20 protein-coding genes and 1 riboswitch are annotated in these 21346 nt (G+C 34.9%); of the genes, 1 reads left to right on the forward strand and 19 read right to left on the reverse strand.

Annotation, left to right across the window (positions count from 1 at the left end):
* A partial coding sequence (locus ACOI1D_RS16320; RefSeq protein ID WP_422502661.1) for an SDR family oxidoreductase occupies positions 1-389 on the reverse strand: 389 nt, incomplete at its 3' end.
* A 178-nt stretch (positions 390-567) separates the two neighbouring features.
* Between ACOI1D_RS16320 and ACOI1D_RS16325 the strand changes: the two genes are divergently transcribed.
* Positions 568-1074, forward strand: coding sequence for a class I adenylate-forming enzyme family protein (locus tag ACOI1D_RS16325; protein ID WP_422502663.1), 507 nt, complete (start codon positions 568-570; stop codon positions 1072-1074).
* 358 nt (positions 1075-1432) lie between these two features.
* Here ACOI1D_RS16325 and ACOI1D_RS16330 read toward each other — a convergent pair whose 3' ends face one another.
* The 18 genes from ACOI1D_RS16330 to ACOI1D_RS16415 all read right to left on the reverse strand — a co-directional run.
* A complete protein-coding gene (locus ACOI1D_RS16330) occupies positions 1433-2326 on the reverse strand; it encodes a DMT family transporter (RefSeq protein ID WP_422502665.1) in 894 nt (297 codons plus the stop codon).
* 246 nt (positions 2327-2572) lie between these two features.
* On the reverse strand, positions 2573-3604 hold the full coding sequence (locus ACOI1D_RS16335; protein WP_422502667.1) for a GGDEF domain-containing protein: 1032 nt from the start codon (positions 3602-3604) through the stop codon (positions 2573-2575).
* Between the two features lie 63 nt (positions 3605-3667).
* Positions 3668-3755: riboswitch (cyclic di-GMP riboswitch) on the reverse strand.
* A gap of 171 nt (positions 3756-3926) precedes the next feature.
* A complete protein-coding gene (locus tag ACOI1D_RS16340; protein ID WP_422502669.1) occupies positions 3927-6080 on the reverse strand; it encodes a DNA topoisomerase in 2154 nt (717 codons plus the stop codon).
* 4 nt (positions 6081-6084) lie between these two features.
* On the reverse strand, positions 6085-7092 hold the full coding sequence (locus ACOI1D_RS16345; protein WP_422502671.1) for a metallophosphoesterase: 1008 nt from the start codon (positions 7090-7092) through the stop codon (positions 6085-6087).
* Between the two features lie 66 nt (positions 7093-7158).
* A complete protein-coding gene (locus ACOI1D_RS16350; RefSeq protein WP_422502672.1) occupies positions 7159-8955 on the reverse strand; it encodes an ABC transporter ATP-binding protein in 1797 nt (598 codons plus the stop codon).
* A gap of 12 nt (positions 8956-8967) precedes the next feature.
* Positions 8968-10152, reverse strand: coding sequence for a nucleotidyltransferase domain-containing protein (locus ACOI1D_RS16355; protein ID WP_422502674.1), 1185 nt, complete (start codon positions 10150-10152; stop codon positions 8968-8970).
* A complete protein-coding gene (locus ACOI1D_RS16360; RefSeq protein ID WP_422502676.1) occupies positions 10136-10618 on the reverse strand; it encodes a lasso peptide biosynthesis B2 protein in 483 nt (160 codons plus the stop codon). The genes ACOI1D_RS16355 and ACOI1D_RS16360 overlap by 17 nt, the downstream gene beginning before the upstream one ends.
* 33 nt (positions 10619-10651) lie before the next feature.
* Positions 10652-10942: a lasso peptide biosynthesis PqqD family chaperone gene (locus ACOI1D_RS16365; RefSeq protein ID WP_422502678.1), complete on the reverse strand. Its 291-nt coding sequence runs from the start codon at positions 10940-10942 to the stop codon at positions 10652-10654.
* Positions 10939-11874 carry an HPr kinase/phosphorylase gene (locus tag ACOI1D_RS16370; protein ID WP_422502680.1) on the reverse strand — a complete coding sequence of 312 codons (936 nt, stop codon included), beginning with the start codon at positions 11872-11874 and terminating at the stop codon, positions 10939-10941. The genes ACOI1D_RS16365 and ACOI1D_RS16370 overlap by 4 nt, the downstream gene beginning before the upstream one ends.
* A gap of 98 nt (positions 11875-11972) precedes the next feature.
* Positions 11973-12128: a paeninodin family lasso peptide gene (locus ACOI1D_RS16375; RefSeq protein ID WP_422502682.1), complete on the reverse strand. Its 156-nt coding sequence runs from the start codon at positions 12126-12128 to the stop codon at positions 11973-11975.
* On the reverse strand, positions 12109-14085 hold the full coding sequence (locus ACOI1D_RS16380) for an asparagine synthase-related protein (RefSeq protein ID WP_422502683.1): 1977 nt from the start codon (positions 14083-14085) through the stop codon (positions 12109-12111). The genes ACOI1D_RS16375 and ACOI1D_RS16380 overlap by 20 nt, the downstream gene beginning before the upstream one ends.
* A 265-nt stretch (positions 14086-14350) precedes the next feature.
* Positions 14351-14476 carry a paeninodin family lasso peptide gene (locus ACOI1D_RS16385; protein ID WP_422502685.1) on the reverse strand — a complete coding sequence of 42 codons (126 nt, stop codon included), beginning with the start codon at positions 14474-14476 and terminating at the stop codon, positions 14351-14353.
* Entirely contained in the window at positions 14476-16413 is a 1938-nt protein-coding gene (locus ACOI1D_RS16390; RefSeq protein ID WP_422502687.1) for an asparagine synthase-related protein, read from the reverse strand. The genes ACOI1D_RS16385 and ACOI1D_RS16390 overlap by 1 nt, the downstream gene beginning before the upstream one ends.
* Before the next feature lie 930 nt (positions 16414-17343).
* Positions 17344-17571, reverse strand: coding sequence for an acyltransferase family protein (locus tag ACOI1D_RS16395; RefSeq protein WP_422502694.1), 228 nt, complete (start codon positions 17569-17571; stop codon positions 17344-17346).
* Between the two features lie 112 nt (positions 17572-17683).
* A complete protein-coding gene (locus tag ACOI1D_RS16400) occupies positions 17684-19540 on the reverse strand; it encodes an ABC transporter ATP-binding protein (protein WP_422502689.1) in 1857 nt (618 codons plus the stop codon).
* Between the two features lie 207 nt (positions 19541-19747).
* Entirely contained in the window at positions 19748-20101 is a 354-nt protein-coding gene (locus ACOI1D_RS16405) for a hypothetical protein (RefSeq protein ID WP_422502690.1), read from the reverse strand.
* Entirely contained in the window at positions 20082-20720 is a 639-nt protein-coding gene (locus ACOI1D_RS16410; protein WP_422502691.1) for a polysaccharide pyruvyl transferase family protein, read from the reverse strand. The genes ACOI1D_RS16405 and ACOI1D_RS16410 overlap by 20 nt, the downstream gene beginning before the upstream one ends.
* A 41-nt stretch (positions 20721-20761) precedes the next feature.
* A partial coding sequence (locus ACOI1D_RS16415) for a hypothetical protein (protein WP_422502692.1) occupies positions 20762-21346 on the reverse strand: 585 nt, incomplete at its 5' end.

Genomic DNA, 21346 nt, shown 5'->3' on the forward strand with positions numbered 1-21346 from the left:
GAACGTTCCAACATTCCTGGTAGTGCAGAATTAATGCCATATAATACTCCTTTAATATTTACGTCAATCATTTGATCCCAGTTATCTGTTTCACCGTCTTGTATTCGAGAACCAAGAACAGCTCCAGCATTGTTGACATAGATGTCAATCTGGCCGAATTTCTCAATTGCTCTTTGTGCCAACGCATCAACATCTGATTTTTTTGTCATATCTGTCACCACTGCTAATGCTTTTCCGTTAATTTTTGACACGACAGCTTCCAACTTCTCCTGACGCCTAGCGGCTAGTACGACATTTGCACCTTCTGAAGCCAAATGCTCTGCGACTGCAGCCCCAATTCCACTACTAGCACCGGTTACTACTGCTGTTTTTCCTGATAATTTACCCATAGTAAAATCACTCCTTTTTCTTAAGTCTACCATCAAAATAGCATGTACCGTAACGATACAAACTTACATTAGTATGACTAGAATTATTTTTCTGTTAAAACGCTTACAAATATATGATATAATTTTGATAACTATTAAAATAAATTGATTTTTTTATCCAATAAAGGTGGGCTTTGAAATGGTAAGTACAACAGTTCGTGTAGTAAATGATCAGGGTAAGGATGTAAAGCAGGATGGAATTGAAATCGGTGAAATAATTGTTAAAGGGCCAGGAGTTTTAGAAGAACAATCAGGTAGTGATGAAATAAATGATGGTTGGTTACGCACAGGTGACAAGGGTACAATAGATGCAGCAGGCCACGTAACTATTGTAGAACGAAAAAAAGATATAAGTTTGAATGATGAGCATGCAATTTCAACGATTGAGTTAGAAGGCGTCTTCAAAGAACACCCGGCTGTCCACGAAGTAGCAATCATACTTGCACCACATAAAAATCTTGGAGAAATCCTTCATGCAATTGTTGTATTGCACGGAAATACTCAACTAACAAAAAAAGACTTGTTTGATTTTGTCAAAGGTAAAATTGATGAAGATCACTGTCCAAAAGAAGTCACATTCATGGATGAACTTCCTAAGACTCCAAGTGGGAAAATACAAAAGATCCAACTTAACGAATTGGTGTAAATGTTAGTTGAGGCTTTTTTCTAAAAGATTGTTGTTTTGAAAACTAAATTTATAAACTGTGACGTAGTGAAAACTTTTTAACGCCGTTCCGGCAGAATACTTCGCTTTCCGCGGGCACGGCCTCAGCCTCCTCAGAAGCAAAGAACACTTCTTCCGGGGTCTTCGGACGCGTGCTGTTCCCGCTGGAGTCTTCGTATTCTGCCTACACTAAGATAGAAAGCTACGCAATACAATGATTTTCAATACAGAAAGCAGTATTGAACGAGATTTTGGTTTAAGAGAACTAGATCAAAAAAGGCTCATAGCTAAACAATGGTTTTAATTAATCCAAGGTGGTATGGAATACTCTACTAATCCTTTATTTATTTGATACAGTGCCTATATAGTACTTTCTGCGCTGGTAGGTTGATAGAATAACACCACTTACTATTACCAGTGATCCAATAATTTCAACAAACGTAATTGGTTTAAATAACAGTACCACTCCAACAATCATCGCTACAAAAGGTTCTAAATTTGAAAGCATAGATGCCTTAGATGCATCCACGTAACGAATGTTTTCATTCCAAATTAATGTGGCAATACCATGAACAGCAATAGTGGTCCCGATTAAGAAAACCCAATCCCCACTATCCGCACTAATTCTTATCGGATTATCTAACGTAAAAGCAAAGGGAATGGAAACTGCTAATCCAATAATATAGGAATATAAAGCCATTGTCAGCGGATCAATTCGCCTAGAAAGTACTCTGGTAATAATAATCATAACAGCAAAAGAAATCATTGTCAGAACTATCCATAGCAGTCCCTCATTAACATAAATAGAGGTGAATCTTCCTTTTGTTACTACAATATAAATTCCAATTATTGCAACAATCGACCCCATTATCATACGTAGCGTTATACTCTCTTTTAAAAAAACACCAGCTAAAAAGCCCGTTAAAATAGGAGCAATCGCTAAGATTAATGCCGAGATAGTTGTGTCAGCTGTTTGTAATCCATAAAAAAAAGACCACTGATTGATAAACACACCAACCACACCAAGGCAAAGTAGCGGAAACCAAGAATCTCTGTCCACTCGTTTAAAACCTTTCCTATAAAAAGAAATACCGACTAACAACAACACAACAACTACCAATCTTAACATCGTTAGCATATTTGGAGAGAAATCCTGCACTAAAATTTTCCCGAAAATAAAATTGCTTCCCCACATGACAATACAAAACGTCAACCATGAATATGCTTTTAGCATTTAAATCTATTCCTTTCAATACTTGCTAAACTAAATTAATTACTCAATAGTATCAACAATACAGCAAGGTATCCATGAAAAGACCTAAAGTAAACCACATTCGATCAATAAAGAACTCGGCTTATCGCCAAGCTTTAATCGTAGAAATCTTAGATGCACTTATGCGAAAGAAAAGTTCTTCACCGCAAAAAAAGAGCCCATTTTACGAACTCCATCTTGACTGTTTTTACAAACCTATATTAAAATCTAAACACTCTTCACCATATTTCTTCCCTCTTGCTTAGCTTTATATAAAGCTCCATCAACCCGATTGATTAGCGATTCAGCAGTATCACCTTGTATTACTGACTCTACACCAAAACTTGAAGTAGCTTGCCCAACTTCATCAAACAGATGACCCTCAATTGTTAACCTCAATAGCTCGGCTAGTGCAACTGCCTCTTCCTTCGTTCGCTGCTGACATATGATGATGAACTCCTCTCCTCCCCAACGTCCAAAATTATCATTTTTTGACAGATTTTTAAGGACTAGCAAGGTGACATCTTTTAAAATTGCATCTCCAGTTATATGTCCATATCTATCATTTATTCTTTTAAAATGATCTAAATCAAAGAAGATTACAGAAAATCCATGATCTACCGGTTCCTTATTCATTAAGTATTGATCCAGCCATTTGTAGACCATCGTTCTGTTGCCGATTCCTGTTAACGTGTCCTGATATGCTATTTTCTCTAACAACTCTGATTCCGTAAAGGCACGTATAATATGTCTGGCAAAAAATAAAAAGATGATATAAACCAGTATTGCGAATTGATATTGAACAAGAGATGCATGTCCAGCATAAGGGATGTTACTCCAATTCATGATAACCATTATTAATGTTAAAGACCAAAGAATAATGGAGTAAGTGGCGCCTTTTGCATTTCTTAATGTAATAAAAATATACACATATAAAAGTGGTGTCCATAATGACGCATCACCAGTTGTAATTGCATTATTTAATGCCATCTTAACGTGAATTACCTCATAGGATTTTGAAAGATGTAAAATGCTAATTAAAATCAAATTAGCAATTTCCACAAACCTTAAATAAACATTTACATATAAAAACAACCATGTTATTAGAAACCAGCCAATTAAAATTGGTAATACAACCAGATTGAATGGATCCTGGTTCCAGAATACAAGCTCAGAAATTAGTGCAAGTAGAATTATGGGAAGAATCCATAAATATAATGTTCGTTTAAATTTTTCAAATTTATTTAACCCGGCAGACAAGCAAAACACCTTCTCCCCAAAAAAATAAAGACTAATCGTTACCGAAGCGTCCTTCTTTCTGGAATCGGTAACTGGCTAGCATATTCTTATTAAGAACTTAGCCCCTTAGCTTTGCGCAGTCCACTTTTCAGTGAATTTGCCCTTATTTTTTATAACATATGGAATTTAAGAATATGATTTTAATAATCTATTCCCGTCTAATCTAATCTAATTTAATCTGATTTAATTTAATTTAATTTAATTTAATTTAATCTTAACTAGTACTATTATCCTATTAACCATTTCCATTTACAAGTAGTTTGTACATTTAATCTCGACAAATCTACTTTTTAAACTCCATTTTCCAGCTAAAATAATCATTCGCTGGATTCTTCTCATATCGCAAATAGGCATCAAACTTGTTCCCTTTTTTACTTGCCAGGCCCTTTACAAATGCATTTCCGCTGCTTAACAAAGACTTTACCATGGTTTTTGTGGGTTTCTTTTTCATCGTTGCCAGGTATTTGTCATTTTTCCAAATGACAAATTTGCAGCCGCTCTTCCAATTGGTACAACCAAATCCTTTTCTTCCCTCAATAATCATCCCTTCACATTGAGGACATTTTCCAAGGGGTTCTACAGAAATTTTTGTTGAAGCAATTTCGTTAATAATCCCTGCTTCATCCACTCTAATAGTTTCTACAGATTTACGTGTAAAATCAAATACCACGCGTAAAAACTCATCCTTAGTTACAGAGCTTTTTTCAATATCTGATAGCGTTTTTTCCAATCGTCCCGTGAACTCCAAATCAAATAACTCACTTACTGGAAATGTTTCTACTAATTTTGTTCCAAGTGCTGTACATATTAAATTCTTATTTTCTGCAGTGATATAGCCTACATCCTTAAGCTTCTTCATGGTTTCTGCTCTAGTGGCTGCCGTTCCTATACTAAATCCCGTTAACACTCCACCCATAATTTCTTCCACGTCTTCTTCTTTAACACTTTTTCCGCATGTTTCCATTACGCGAAGCAGGGTTCTTTCTGTATGGCTTTTCGGTGGTTTTGTGACATGGGTTGAAACTTCGGAATCTTTGACAGTAACACTATCATTTTTTTGCACAATTGGTAAAAGTGTATCCTTAGATTGGGTGCTTTCAACCTTTTTCCACCCCTCAACCAGTTGTACTTTACCTTTAGAATGAAATAATCCTTTTCCTTCCATGCTTGCAACCTTTGTCTGTAACTTTGTTTCTTCATAGATCGCAATCGGCATGAACTGCATAATAAACCGATTTTTAATGGCAGTATAAACCAATTGCTGGTCTGCAGTTAGTCGGGATGGTTTCATATATGTAGGAATAATCGCACTATGACTTTCAACTTTCGCACTGTTAAATACACGTTTTGACTTTATGAATTTAATTTCATCTTGGTAAGGTAAACCTTCTGAGAGTGTCTTTAATACATTCGCTGCTTTACCTACTAAACTGTCATCCAATGCAGTACTAGCCGTACGGGGATATGTAATGAATTTTTTTTCATAAAGTGATTGCGCAACCTTTAGTACCTTATCGGAAGTCCAACCATTATATTTACTTGTAATATATCCCTGTAGATTAGACAAATTGAACAAAAAAGGTGGAAACTCTTTCTTTTTCTCAACCTGTTTATCAATAATGGTTGCTGACTGATTAGCGAGTTGTTCATGAAGTAACTCTAAAGATTTCTTCTCTTTAAATTTTTCCTTCTTACCTTCCATATATGTACCTTGATAAACCAGGTTATCTTCTGTTTGGAATGTTGCAGTCAGCTTGTAGTAGTCTTCTGGGACAAACTTTTCTATTTCTTTATCCCGATCATAAATGATTTTTAATGTCGGTAGCAAAACTCTTCCTATATTCAAAGCCTTCCCACTGCCTTTTTGATATTTCAACGTTGCTGCAGAAGTTAAATTAATCCCTATAACCCAATCAGCCCACTGTCTGCTAATCCCGGCATCCTGAAGTGGCTGCATCGCTTCATTTGGCTTCATTTGTTCGATCCCTTTACGGACTTCATCCGGCGTCCACTCATTGATTAACAATCTGAAAACGGGTTTATTGGGTTTTAGATTGTTAATAATACTGTCACCAATAACTTGTCCTTCACGATCATAATCACAAGCAGAAACAATTGACTCGACATCCGGTCTTCTCATTAAAGATTGAATAATCTTCAACTGTTTTCTCGCTCCACCATCAGCTTTATCCCTATTGCGAGGGTCTGTTTTCACTTTGTACTTAAATTCATCCGGTATGAATGGAAAATTGTCCATCTTCCATCTAGCCATCTTACTGTCGTAGTCTTTTGCGTCAAATAATTGAAGAAGGTGACCAAAAGCCCAAGTAATAATATACCCTTCTCCTTCAAAATAACCGTCGCGCTTATTCTTGATTTTTAATGCATCTGCAATGTTTTTTGCAACAGATGGTTTTTCAGCTAAAATTAATCTCATAGTCTCACCCAATTTTTACTTTTTTACTAGTATACCATATCATTTGATAGACAGGAACTAATGTTCTGTTTTTATCCATTTTTTTTAATTTGATTAAATTAATTTGTGGAGGATTAAATAAACGGAATTTCATAAAGGAAATTGCATCACTGCTTCCTAATCCCGTACTGACGTATTGTTGAATACCTTTATATTCCCATAGTCCTTTCACTCGATCCTTGGGTGGAAATACTCCACCATTTGTATACCAAGCCTCTGGTACAAATAACGCACCTGCGTACGGGAGACGAATCTGTCCTCCATGATAATGCCCTGCAATCAGTAAATCATAATCTCTTAGTTTCAAGTCTTTTGCATTTGCTATGTAATCAAAACGATTGTCAATTACAGGGTAATGATTTAGTGCAATTAGAACATCGGAGTCCTTCATTTCATCGAACTCACTCAGCAGTTGTTTTTGGTAATCCAGATACGGTTTAGCCATAGAATACGATGGCCTGGTTATTCCGTTCGTCCTTCCCACATTACCTATTGATAACTCAAAGCTGACAAAGCTCAGGCTTACACCATCAATTTCAATTGTGTCAAATGTTTCCAAAAAAGAAACACCTCTTTCTTCTATGCCCTGTACAAACTGACTTTTTTCAACACCCTTAGTAACACGATAGCTTTCAGGATCAGCATTACCAGGGACATACCATGCATTTTCCTTGTTACTAATCCCCTCAATAATTGCGTAAAAAGATTGATGATTTTTGCTCTTAATTCCATCCAGCATGTCTCCTGTGAAGACAATAGCGTCATATTCAACAGAATTAATTGCATCAATCAATCTCCTTTGATTTTTACCAAATTGTTTTTCATGGAGGTCGGTTATTTGTAGGATCGAAAAACCTTCCAGTTGTTTGGGCAGATCATCTATCATTATCTCTTCTTCTGCAACAGTTATGCGATTATTGTCCCAGAATGTATAGACTGCAAGAAGAACCATTGCGACCAAAAGAACTATCAAAATTCTTCCTCCTATTTTCCTCAATGCAAATCGCTCTCCTTTTAGTAAAAAAACACTCACTATGTTTTACCGCGTAGCCTCCAGTTGATTTCGCAACAGGTGGCTAAACATACTTTTCTTTTCTTCAGCAAGCTGATTGAACCCGCCTTTTTGGATTACTTCACCTTCATCTAACACGACGACTTGATCCGCATTGCGTATGGTTGATAAACGGTGAGCAATAACAATAATCGTCATCTTTCCTTTTAAACGTTCCAGTGCTTCTTGAATTCTAGCTTCATTTTCCGTATCAAGAGCACTAGTTGCTTCGTCCAACACAAGAATAGAAGGGTTGCGCAGGATTGCGCGTGCCAATACAAGACGTTGACGTTCACCACCAGATAACTTAATTCCACGGTCACCAATCAGTGAGTCAATCCCATCAGGAAGTTTGCTTACAAATTCCGCAGCTGATGAAAAAGTTAGGGCCTGCCAGATTTGTTCCTCACTTGCGTTTGGTTCAACCAACACAAGATTTTCTCTGATACTTGTATTAAACAGGAATGGATCCTGAGGGACATAACTAATGGCACGTCTTAACGACAGTAAATTTTCACCAGTAAGCGGAACCCCATCAATTAATACTTGCCCTTTCTCAGGTTGATTAAGGCCCATTAATAAATCAATTAACGTGCTTTTACCTGCTCCAGACCTCCCTACAAATGCGGTCATTTGATTGGAGGGAATGACAAGATTTATATCCTTTAGGGCATAACTAGATTCGTTTTTATTGTATCGAAAATAAACACGGTTACATTGAAGACTGTGTTTTACCTTCAAAGGATCAATTTTCTGATCGATTCCTATCCCAACTTCCCTGGCAGTTCTGCACTCATATTGTAACGACTTAACTGCTTTAAAAGCTGGTAACATAGTGGCTATTTGCTCCATTGAAGCCTGAATTCCAGCAACTCGGGGCCATAGCCTCGAGAAAATAATAATGACCAACATTAATTGTCCTGCTTGGGCATTAAACATCGTCACAGCAATATAAATAAAGCCTGCAATCAATACGGCAGACGCAATTTTATAATATAATTGAGAAGTCGTTTTCATTCTTGTATATTCCACTTGTTCATTCTGCATCTCATTTGTAATCGATCTAAACCAATCCATTCTAGAGCCTTCCAATGTATTACTCTTTATATCCTTGATCCCATTCACCTGATCAGTTATTCCACCAAGATAATTCCTCCCTAACTCGTAATTACGTTGGCCTAATGACAGGGATCTTTTTAGAAATTTCCGATTGAAAAAGACAAGTACCAGACCACAAAGTAAGACAAAAATAGTTATATTTGGCGAAAGTAAAAAAGCTAAACCTATCTGAATCAGTGTAAACACCAGTGAAGCAGCGAATTGTAAAAAGGAATGTGTGCCTGCACTGGCTCGAGCGATCTCTGCAGTTAATACATTGATAAGATCAGATTTTCTCTGTTTAATGAAGAAATTCCAGTTAGCATTTAATAAAGAACCGTATGTCTCTAACCTCATATGTCTAAGAAAACCGTGCTGGATGATGGCATTTTTAACAGTTAACTGCCGGTTAACCAAATTCTGACCAACAACGACTAAAACAAATAGACCCAAAATAAATGGTAGACTGAATGACCTTGGAATAGACTCAAGGAAGTCAAACATTCCTAATAGTGGAATCTGATCAGCATTCATGTCAACAATTCCACTCATGCTGATCAAAGGAACCAGTAGGATAATACCAATTCCCTCCATTAATCCAATAGCAATCATAGAAAAGAGATTTATATAAAGAATCTTTCCAGAGTATGCGTGTATTTGTTTTAAGAAGTAAAAGACATTATTCATTTGTTCTTCCCCCTAGGGTAAAGCATGCTTCCTTGATTTTCTCCAGACCCATAAAAAAGGCCGTAATGGAAAATAAAGAAAATGAAATTGTTTTGGCAATGGCAGTGTCTTAGCATCCTCAGGATATGGAAACAAAAAGCTTATAATGAAGAAAAACTTCTGTTGAACTGACATTAATGAAAATAAATGATGTTTATGATAGCGTGCAACCTCATCAGGTACAGGATCCGTATGTAAATTAACCATTGATTCGAGATAGAATATAGCTTGTTGAGCAAGTTTTCTGGATTTACTACTTACTAGTAGACTTTCAACTTCATCCGATATCCTTCTATTTTTAAATAATTGAGACACCAGGACTATGCTCTGACCCCCTACTTGAAGAAAATTATATTTATCTAAAAGCCTCTGAGTTCTAACCCAATCTATATCCTGATTAAGCAGCTGGTGTATATCCATTAACCAACGCAGCCGTGACCATCCATGACGGGCACCATGTGAAGTCAGAAATAAAAATAAATCTTCTTTCCCTAATAGATAGACAGGATAACTAGTAAGCGAGCTTTTCGCTTTCCTTTCCCACAACACGTTAAACGCTGGATCTTTGCTTGGACCTGGATTAAGTCTCCAATGTACTTCTAGCTTAATATTTTTTTCCGGATGTAAATAGGTGACATGATGGTGCCGCCATTTCCAGTCATTTAACACTGTTTGAATATAATCATCTTTTTGGTAACCCTGTTCAACTAGAATTTGTTCAGCCTTTTTTAGATCACCTATTGGAATTAACACATCTAAGTCACTCGATGTACGAAGTGATACATCTCCATACAGCTCATGAGCAAGGACTGGCCCCTTTAAAAATAAAAGCTTTATATCATTACCGGCAAAAGATCTACTTACAATCTCCATTTCCGCGCTTAAGTGGAGCATTTGAAATGTATTCCGCTTGTATTGCTGTTTTAACAACGCTAAAATTCGCGGTGGAACCAGATTTTTATCCAGTTGTTTTATCTTAGAATAAAGTATTGGATAAACACGATGGTGCATCACTTGTTCAATAAATATATCCCAATCAATAGCATTACATAATGCTGTCTGATGTTTTTTTATGTAGGTTTCATTTCCCTCTTTCAGTAATTCAAGGATCAAGACTAATTCTTTAGGGATACGTTCCAGATTAAGTGTGCGAACCATAGTTTTCACCTTCTACTTTTTTATTTCGAGCTTCCTTTGCAAATTTTGCCACAACAGTAAAGTTTTCCATCCCCTCTGAACCAGATACATAGTAAGATCCACTCCGTAACCAGGAATGTGCAATAAGTAATCCATCTTCATCCTTAGCAGTTCCTAAGTAAAGTGTACTGTCAATATTTCTGCGCTTTAACATCTTCTGCCCAGCAATAGCTTTTACTAGACATTGGCTTTCCCAGAAAGTATATGGGCTGACAATATGGATAGCGTGGGAAATTTTCTTTAACAGTCCAATTTGCTCTGAACTAACAGTAAAGGATGTCTCTCCCATTCTTTCACCTAACGATGGAGCTAGCTTTGAAAAAGGTAAGGCTTTTAACAAACGTGCCATTGCTAAGTATATAAAAGCTTCAAAAAGCAACATTTTTATTTTTCTATTTAACAATAAAAAGGTCTTTATCTTATTCATAGGGTCCGCCTTTTCCCTTCTAATAGTTGGGATTTACTCCACTTTAATTAAGTCTTCATCCAGTAACATACTTAAGAAAGACTCAACTTGTTCCTTGCACTCGTTCTGCTCTACTTCATAACTATCTAGTAAAGAATCTACTAAATCATTCGCCGAAATAGGTTCTTGAATGAGCTCCCATATTTCTCCACCCATTTCTCCCAGGTTATAGTATTTTCCATTTTGAATACTAAGCATTACCTTCTCTCCATCCATGTCACTTACGATGTTTCCTGTTTTTTGGCTAATCAACTGATCTGTCTGTATAATTTTATTTTTGGTCATGTGATTTTCTCTCCTTTGCAGAGTTTAGTTAACATTAAATCCACCAAATTATGAGCTGTAAACCGTTCTATTGGTCGTTGCAGTTGATAGAAATTAATCTTGTTGACAGCACTCGTAGAAATAGAAAAATGCCATTCCATTAAACCTAAACGAGCTATGAGGAAATTGCGGTATGTATGGTTAAACAAAGTGTGCAGTCGTTCAAGGTTATTTATCGAGTTAATTCCAATTTCATCGTTATCCGTTTTGACAAGTTCAAACACACCAGCAAGAGGCATTGGATCGGTTGCAAATTGATCATGAACAGGCACACCAAATTTTGTCTCTCGATCGATAATTGGCCGAAGTTTGTCTGAATTAATCCCAAATTCATTTAAGCTTTCAATCCAGAGTTTCTGTTGCGGGTATGCTGGCGTTACATTTGGAACATTTTTATCATCCAATGAAACAGGAATTACATCATCACTTAAAAGTTGATATCCCCTGTTTAAAAATGCAGAAGCAAGTGTAGATTTTCCTGCGCCGGAGTCACCTACTATTGCATATGCCTTACCATCTATCGCTATCGCACTGCCATGCAAGGGAAGGACTTTTCGTTGCATTAATAATGCACCCATACATGTTCCAAGGATGTAGAGCCGGATTTGGTCATCGTGAGCATCATTAAAAGGAGAAACTAAGATTTTGTTTCCATTTTGGATTAGAAAAATGGCAGTTCCAGGGATTGAGAACATGACAAAGTCTTTTTTTACAACAAAATGCCTGTTGGCTTCGGATAGCTCAGACCATAGATCTAATAAATTCCTGTTAGTAATAACAATGTCTGTCAATTGTAATTCAGGGTCTATTAAAGATAGTTCTGGTAAATGGAAATCACTAATAAAACTTAATCCAAAAGCTCCATACCTAGTTCTTTTTACAGTTTCTGCCATCGGAACATGCCTCTCCCCTATATTAAAAAGTTGCCCTTATATTTTCTCTTAAAAATATAAGGGCCAAATTAAGTACTAGTTAGGCTAAGTACTATTTTCTAACTCCCCAAACAACTAGCATTTGACTGCCCATCATGTGTTTCATCCAGTCCATCTGAGACATCAAAGCAATCAGGATTTGCATTACCTGGCCCGTTCATAGTCATGCTAACATCCAGAATTTCAAGCATTGGCTTATTCCAAACCTTTTTCATCGTTATCACCTCCTTTTCCCACTATTTTTTTTAAAAAGCGTGAGAAAACTATACTACGGGTTAATATTTTAAAATCGTCAGTAAGAATTAGATCTGGTCTTGGTTCATTACCCATCTTTATCAGTGAATCCTTAATTATCTTTCCGTTTATATATTGATTTACTATAGGGTCTGTAGCGACCTTCTCCAATTCAGTGATAAAATCGCTCCATTCAGAAGTCATACGTTGGATTACGTCTGCACCTTGTATACCACGATGGCTTTGATTTAGTCTGACTTGATCTGGTAGTCGACCTTTAACAGCACGTCTTATTATTGATCTGCTCATACCTTCTGTGGTGTATTGTTCTTCTGGTAGTGCTAAACAAAATCGGATAATATTTATATCGTTTGTCGGATCACGATCCCACATTGAATAACGCAAGGATAATTTTGTTGAGGCAACCCCACTCTTATTCCACCCATATAGTTGCTTATAGTAATTCTCTCTGTATCTTGATAGATTATTAATTACTCCATTATCTGTATTAAGCCCATAATCTTCGAGCTTTTTGTAAACGTTCGTTTTCTCTGCAAGTGAAGGGTTAATTAATTCAGGAAAACGATTTTGTATTTCCGTTTTTTTAGTTCCCAAATAAGATGCTCTTTTAGCAACAAATGGAAACAATACTTTCTTTCCTGTACTAAAGTTTTTACAATAAGAATCTAACTCCCTTGTAAGTTTAATCCACTTTAACCTTTTAAATAAGCTTGCATAAAAGTCATATGTTAGCGTCATTGATCCCCATGAAACAGAATGGTTTCCTCTTGCACCATTTAACATAACTTTTATCCCTTTTTTCTGTGCTTCCTCATTTATTCCTTTCAACCAAAATGAGTTTTCAAAGAACTTATAAGGCATCTCCATTATTTCAAGGAAATCATCTATTTCTGAAAAAGGACTTTTACCATCAAAACTTAAGTAATTATCTGAAATATTGCCCACATGATTTACAGTTTCCTTTATATAGGAAGTCTCATCAGCAACATAGTAATTAGGTGTCCAGTCGGTAAAAGATTCTTCTGGTACGTAGCTAAAGGTATGTAAGAGTTTATTTTCCTTTCTCAGCTCTGGTGCGGCAAAACTTACTACAGACCCAGAATCTAAACCGCCACTCAAGTGTGAACCCACTTCACCGTGAGTACGCATCCTCACCTTAACTGCCTTTTGAAAAACATCTCGAAATGCTTCTTCATATTCCTCGTTTGACTTAAGCTTAATCTTTTCATTAACTTCGATCGTACAATATCTGTTAAGTGAAACCTTACTATCCACAACTGTTATACTATGAGAAGGTGGAACTTGTTGGATGGACTTATAAGCCGTTGAAAACATATCAACTGCTTCAACCATTGTTGGAATTGCCAGGAATTCAGCTAACCATTCTTCATTTAGTCGTTTTTCTACATATGGCAAGGTGAATAACGGTTCTATTGTTGTAGAAAAAGCAAACCTGTTTTGGTCCCGAAAAAAATAAAGTGTGCGGGCACCAGAAAAATCTCTAGCTCCGAATAATTTCTTTTTTTTCTCATCCCATATCATAAAAGCGAAATCACCATTCAAATGTTTTGGAACTTCTTCTCCCCATTTATAATAAGCCAGTAAAATTAATTGGCTGTCAGGCATGATTTTTCTTTGTTCACGGTCAACTTGTAACCTATTAAATAACTCATCACGGTTATCAATGATTGCATCCACCGTTATAGCTACCTGTCTTTCATAATCGTAGTAAGGTACCTGTTCATTAATCGATTCTGGAGTGATACATTGGGCATGGCAACCGAGGAAGATATTTTCTTTAGTCCAAATATCTATAGCGTCAGCAGGATAATGTTGCAATGATTTCATTATGTTTGTGGTGTGTTCTGTTGGAATAATTTCTTTGTTTAAGTGATTAATACCTACTATTGCGCTCATTAGAGCCTCCTTACACATTTATTTCACGCTGTTCATTATAAAGAATTAAACGTTTCTTAAACGTTCAAAGACTTACCTTTAAAGAAATAGATAATAAAGAAGTATATAGTCAAATTGCCATGAACTTAACATGAACTTAAAATGAATACAATCGGTATAGAAAAATCTATTGTCGTGATGAATAAATTTTTTCTTAAAGTTTGCCCCCTTACTATAAGTAAAAGGGCACATCATTCATACTAAATCAAAATAAGTACTTTACCTGTTAACTGTAATGTACATCTTCATCAGGATCCGTTTGAATTTCATCAGGATAACGTAATCCAGGACCGGCCATTGTCAAACTAACATCAAGCTCTTCTAAAAATGGTTTTTTCCATTCCTTTTTCATCATATCACCTCCTTAAAATTCTGTTTCATGAATCTGTACAAAATCAAGCATCGCATTAATATTTTAAACTCCGGGTCTAAAATAAGTTCTGACTGCGGGTTTTCTTTTATTTTTAGTAATGCTGTTTTGATTACGTCCATATTTATGTATTCCTCCATTATTGAGTTACTCGTAATTTCATCTATTTCTTTGATGATTTCTGACCAATAAGGAATCATTCTCTTTATACCATCAACACCTTGAGCACCTTTATAACGATGATTTAATCTTATGTTATCTGGTAATAAGTTTTTGGTGGATCTCCGGACTAAAGATCTATCCATACCATTCTGAACATACTGCGAATCGGGTATAGATAAGCAAAATCGCACAACTCGCAAATCATTTGTTGGATCCCGATTCCATAATGAGTTGTATAAGGATAACTTTGTAGCACTTACACCTTTCCCCCAATAAAAAAGCTTTTGAAATTGATTGTGTCTTAATTCGTATGCAGACGGTAAAGTTGACCATGTTTCATCAATACCAAAGCTACGTATACGTTCAAATACATTCGTCTTTCTTGCGAATTCCTGATTAATTATAATAGGCATTACATACTTCGAGTTAGTATTGGTTAGGGAGGGAAAGCTCTTTTTTCCTATGATCGATAATACCGATTTCCTCCCTGTTCCTTTAACATGAATATATTTTTTTATCTCTTTGTTTAGTTTTATCCACTGAAAATTTTTAAATAGTTTTGTATAATAATCCAATGTTGATCCCCAAGAAATAGTATAATTTCCCCTAGCCCCGTTTAGAAGTATACCAATTCCTTGTTCTCTTGCAGCTTCATATATTCCTGATAACCAATAAGAGTTTTCAAAGAATTTGTATGGCATTTCAAATACCTCTAACCAATTATCAATTTCTGAAAAAGGATTTTTCTCTGAGAAACTCAGATAATTACTGTTTATATTCCCTACATAATTTATCGTTGATTGAATAAATGGACTCTCATCAGCTACTTTACTTTTAGGGGTCCAATCAACAAAACCTTCTACCGGCACATAACTGTATGTATGCAGACGCTTATTATCCTTTTTGAGTGTTTTAGCTGCAAAACCAACTACAGTTCCGGAATCTAATCCTCCACTTAATTGCGCTCCTACGCTATGGTGTGTTCGTAAATTGTCATTTACTGCATTTCCAAAAACATCTATGAAAGCTTCCTCATATTCTGCATCTGATTTTAGAATCAATTTGTTTTCAGTAGATAAACTGCTGTATCTTGAAAGTTTTACATTACCCTCAGAAACAGATATCGTATGTGAGCTAGCTAACTGCTCAATATTTTTGTAAACAGTTGAAGATGGATCAACGGTGTTGATCATATCGGGTATTGCGAGAAATTCTGCAATCCAATGTTCATTTAATTCTTTATTTATATACGGAAGTGAAAATAGTGGCTGTATTGTTGTACAAAAGGAAAATTTATTGTTTTCATTGTAATAATACAAGGTTCTGCTTCCTGAAAAGTCAGTTGCTCCAAATAGCATCTTTTTCTTGGCATCCCATATCATGAAAGCGAAATCACCCACTAAATGCTTAGGTGACTCCTCACCCCACTTTTGGTAAGCAAGCAGGATCAATTGACTATCTGGCATACCTTTTCTTTTTTCTTGGTTAACTTGCAATCTATTAAATAACTCCTCACGATTATCAATAATGGCATCAGCTGTAATAGCTAACTGTCTTTCATTATCATAATAAGGTAGTGGCTCTCCTACAGACTCTGGCGTAATCCATTGTGCATGGCAGCCTAGAAAGATATTCCCTTGTTGCCATATCTGAGCATCATCTGCAGGGAACTTCTGAAGTGCGTTCATCATGCCAATTCCGTGTTCAATAGATATAGGTTCGTTATTACTATTATATATACCGACTATAGCACTCATTACTTACTATCACTCCCGTGTAAAACCATAATAATTATAAACTTAATAACGAACAGTTAGTTTACACACCTACATATTTCTTTATTTATTGGAAGAATGATCTAATTAAACTAAGTTCTTTATAAAGAACAATACCATATAAGTCCCTTATACGCAAGCACAATTTAAAGACCCCCTAAAAGTAGTTACGGGCCAATTCAACACTCAAGGACCTCCAATTAGGCTGGCAATTTTAGCTTCTCACTATTTTCTCTTACTATTGGTCGTTTGCTATTAACTAGCAAGTTTAAAAAAGGAACTTTCTTTAATATCCTTCCTATAAATAAAGAGATCAGTACTCCACCCACTAAGTATATAACCCCAGTTAAATTCAATTGATTTAAACATGTATTGATTGATATAACTAATAAAAATAAATGAAACTCCTGCATGAAAAAGAAGGACGGATAGTGATTCTCTCCCAATGTAGCTAAAACATTTACCATAATTGAAAATGGTTTTAGCAATCTAATAAAATATAGAGATAATAAACTACTAGTACTTGCTCAAAGATAAAACAAAAATATATTTCCATATTCCCTCAATTCCATACTTACAGGAGTATTTAAGATAATTGATATATTGAAGACCAATACTAAAGATAAAGTCAAGAAATTTATGGGCTTTAATACCTCTAAGAATTCATTCTCTCTATATTTGTTACCTAAGAACAGAAATAGTTGTGCAACGAGTGCTATATCAAAGCCCGAAGGTAAATAAATTAATTTTGTTAACGTGAAACCACCTATTTTAAATGCCAGATACATAATCATTTGCAATCTAAACCTTTTCTTGACTAAGTACTTTTGAGTTGATACAAATATTATTTGTGCACAAAACGCACAAACTAGGAACCAAATAGGTAATTCTGCAAAGTTTCTATGTTGCCATTTAATATTCCAAGTAATGGGTCATACCATACAAACTCCTCTTGGAATTGCCCAGTATACATAAGAAATTGCACAAGCAAAAATATGGAATTAGTAGGCTCCAAAAACGTTTTCTAAATATAAGCGAAAAATTCGAGATATATTTATTTGTATTAAACATATAACCGCTAAGGACAAAGAACAAAGGCATCCAAAAATACTGTAAATAATTGGTTGCACTTTCAGGTATATTTCAATGTACTGCAACAACTAATAAAATCACAATCCCATTAATCATATCAATTTATTGATTGCGGTTAGTCAGTATAATCCACCTTCCTTAAATAGCATTACTTTTTCTATTACATAATCGACCTTTCCAATTTATTATCCGTTGCTATTAATCTACCGTTATTAATTTTAAATACAATATCACAGTTTTCAATCGTACTTAGCCTATGCGCTATAATGATCAATGTCTTTTCACCTTTCAAACTATCAATAGCCTTCATTATTTCTTTTTCTGTTTCATTGTCTAACGCAGATGTTGCTTCATCCATGAACAGGATTTCCGGATTATTATACAACGCACGAGCTATACCTATCCGTTGACGCTGCCCCCCAGAAAGTCGAACTCCTCGTTCTCCTACTGATGTTTCTAATTGATCAGGAAGTAATTCAACAAACTCTTTCAATTGAGCCTGATCTAATGCTCTCCATATCTCGGTGTCATTAATTTGTTCACTATTTATCCCAAATGCCACATTACCACGGATGGAATCGTCTGATAGAAATATAGATTGCGGGATATAACCTATTTTTTGTTGCCATACTGATTTTTGTTCATATAAGTTTTTACCATCTACTAAAACGCTACCACTTTCCGGCTGGAACAGACCAAGGATAATATCTACAAGGGTTGTTTTTCCGGCCCCAGATTCGCCTATAAATGCAACTGATTGACCTATCGGTATAGTTAACGATATATCCTTTATAGAACAGTCCTTTTGATTTGGGTAACGAAAAGAAATATTATTTAGTTTTAGTGAATCAATAAACTTTCTCTTCCCTTTGTTAATCGATACATAATCTTTTCTTACATTTGTCGATTTTTCCTCACCCATGAACAAATCATCATACACTACCGACAATGCTGGTTGACTATATCGAATAGTTGTTATTAACGCTACCACACGTGTAATTGACGGCATTAATCGAAACGCGGCCATAGCAAATAATGCCATAGTTGACACAACCTGAGTTGTGCTAGTTCCTTGAAACACTATAATCAACATTGTAACAAGGACAATGGATACCAATAGCGTCTCAATAAATAAACGTGGAACAACTTCTAACATCTTCATATATCTGCTATTGTTCGCCTTTATTTGGCTCTGACCAGTGTATGAATTTATAAAGAAACTTTCTTTTCCTGAAACTTTAACTTCCTTGCTTGCTCCTAATCCCTGATTGACCCATTTAATCATTGTTCCACTTACTTTTTGCTGTTCTTTCCCTAATAAACTAATTTTTTTACGCAGAAAGGTAAAAAATAAATAAACACTTCCACCTAGTAAGATAGAAGCTACTATTGTTGCTATTGGCGCCGTCATTAATAACAATACTAAAATACACATAATAACAAGGATTTCCGTAAATAATTGAAAGCCCGACATGACAATCCCTTGGAAAACCCTAGATACTTCTTCATTTACATTGCGTAATAATTCTGCAGTATTTCGTTGTAAATGGAAGGTGTATGGTTTTGTTAAATATTCTTTAAATAAATCCCTTGATAACTTAACCTGTTGATTTAAGATTACTCTAAATTGTGCGTAGTTAAAAAGAAGTAGGTATAGATTTTTTAATACAAATATTGTTAGTAACAATAAAACCGAGAATATGATAAACGACTCTGTTGATTGAAAGTTAAATAACTCGTATATATACGATAAAACGGCCTGGTCCTGAATAATACTGGGGTTTGTTACAATGCCTACAAAGGGAACAATTAGCCCTATCCCTATCGTTTCGAATAAGGCTGCTATGATCATCATAAAGAATAAAAGTAATAACTTTTTCTTTTCACCTTTGTTGAAGAAGGGAAGTAACTTTTTAATTGTTTCTCTCAATTTTGTCACACCTTTTGCATATTTTTTAAGCTGATAATTCATTTCATACTCTGATTTTTTTCTTGATGGTATCTCTACTTCTTCCATTTAGAAAGGTCAAATTATGCAGATAATCCAATTATTTCTAATCCATGCAGACTTCTTTTCTTCAGTCTGGAAATATCTATTTTATCTACAATTCTGCCTACTCTATCACCTTTACATTGTAATTTTGGATACATTAAATGAATTTGTCTTTTTTTACGGCTAGAGATTCAAGAAATTGTTTATCAGCTTCTGACTTTGCAAACATTTTTACCCTTCCTTGTTTAAGTCTACAGTACTTTGTTCTTCTAATAAACTAGTATTCGCTGTTGATTCTGTCCAACATTTAAAATAGTTAGAATTTTTACCGTAAGAATTATCAATTATTTTGTTGTTTTTATCCATCAAACAAGCTAAAAGGTGCCCATGCAAACGTGAAGTAATAACAGTTTCATACTTACTAAATAATCTTACTGCTTTTTTAATTAAATGACTTGTATAAATTGCCCAAATACCTGCTAATAGATTAGGCGGTAAGTACTTATTTAATCGAAATGAATTGTGGGCCTTACCAAAGAAACTCACTATTCTCCAATCTTGTTTATTAAATAATTGCCCAATCAAATTCATGCAATCTCTGAAAGTCAGTATTATTGTGATAGCTCTCGACCATCTCCTTATCTTTCCTTAGTAAATATAATGTATTTAACTTTCCCTTGCCTCTTGATCTAATAGGATATAAAGCATGAGCCATATCTGAACAAAGATAAACTTTATCAATAAATTTGCTGGCAAGTACGAAACTTTTACTATCTCTTAAAAATAAATGGAAATCTCGATGTTCAGAAAATAATTCAAAGTCTTTTTGTATATTTTCCGTATCCTCATAAAATATAGACTGCGGAAGTATCACAATTCGATGATCGGGATAATTTTTTGTAAGTAATTTTCTTAAATTCTGATGGATGGGATATAAGTCTCCAAAGTTTCCACCACCTTGACAAACAATAACCGTATCTTTGGGTATTTCAAGCATATCCCCAGACTCAAGTTTGTAATTGACTAAATGATAACTATACCTTTTTCTTACATGAATGTTACATTCTTTAAAAAATCGTTCAGTACCTTTCCATATCAGCATATCCCCAACGTTATCGTATACTGGATAATCAAAGTAAAAAATATTCGATCCTTTTGGTATTATATTATTTATTTTTTCCAAGCCTTTTTTTAATTTTATCATTTTTTTTCCTCTCTAATGGTTTAATTACAAAATAAACTTAGTCATTCTTTTACTTGATTGTTGTAAAAGTTATTACTAGCATAAAATTCAAATAAAGTTGGATGAATTAAAAACATGACCCATAATGTTTTTTCTTTTAAATTAAAATATGGATTTATCAAAAGTGAACAGATTGATTTCCAAAAATCCTTCCTTAACTTTTTTATTTCAAAATTGTAGTTATAACATTCCTTTTTAACTTTAATGTAATATGAAAATAAAATCACAACATAATTGTATTCTGCTTTTTGTCGTAATTTTAAATGCTTAATTTCTTTAAAAAATGTAACCCTATCTTTGCAAGCATACACAGCGTCCAGTTTTTTTAGACTGAATCCAGATCCAATAATTCCACTGTCTCTTTGGAGATAAAAGTATAAAACTATGGGTAAATATGTCACCCTTAAGCCTTTGTGAAGTATCCTATGAGCCATAAATTCATCTTCATGAATTCTACCTTCTTCAAATCTTATATCATTAAATAAATGCCTTTTATACAACTTGTTCCAAGTTACTATAAAAGTAATACCTTTGTTTGTGTATATTTGTTTAAGTGCTTCTATATTAGTATAATTATTCCCAACTAT

This window comes from Virgibacillus sp. DJP39 (genome assembly GCF_049310925.1).
Classification (GTDB): domain Bacteria; phylum Bacillota; class Bacilli; order Bacillales; family Amphibacillaceae; genus Virgibacillus_F.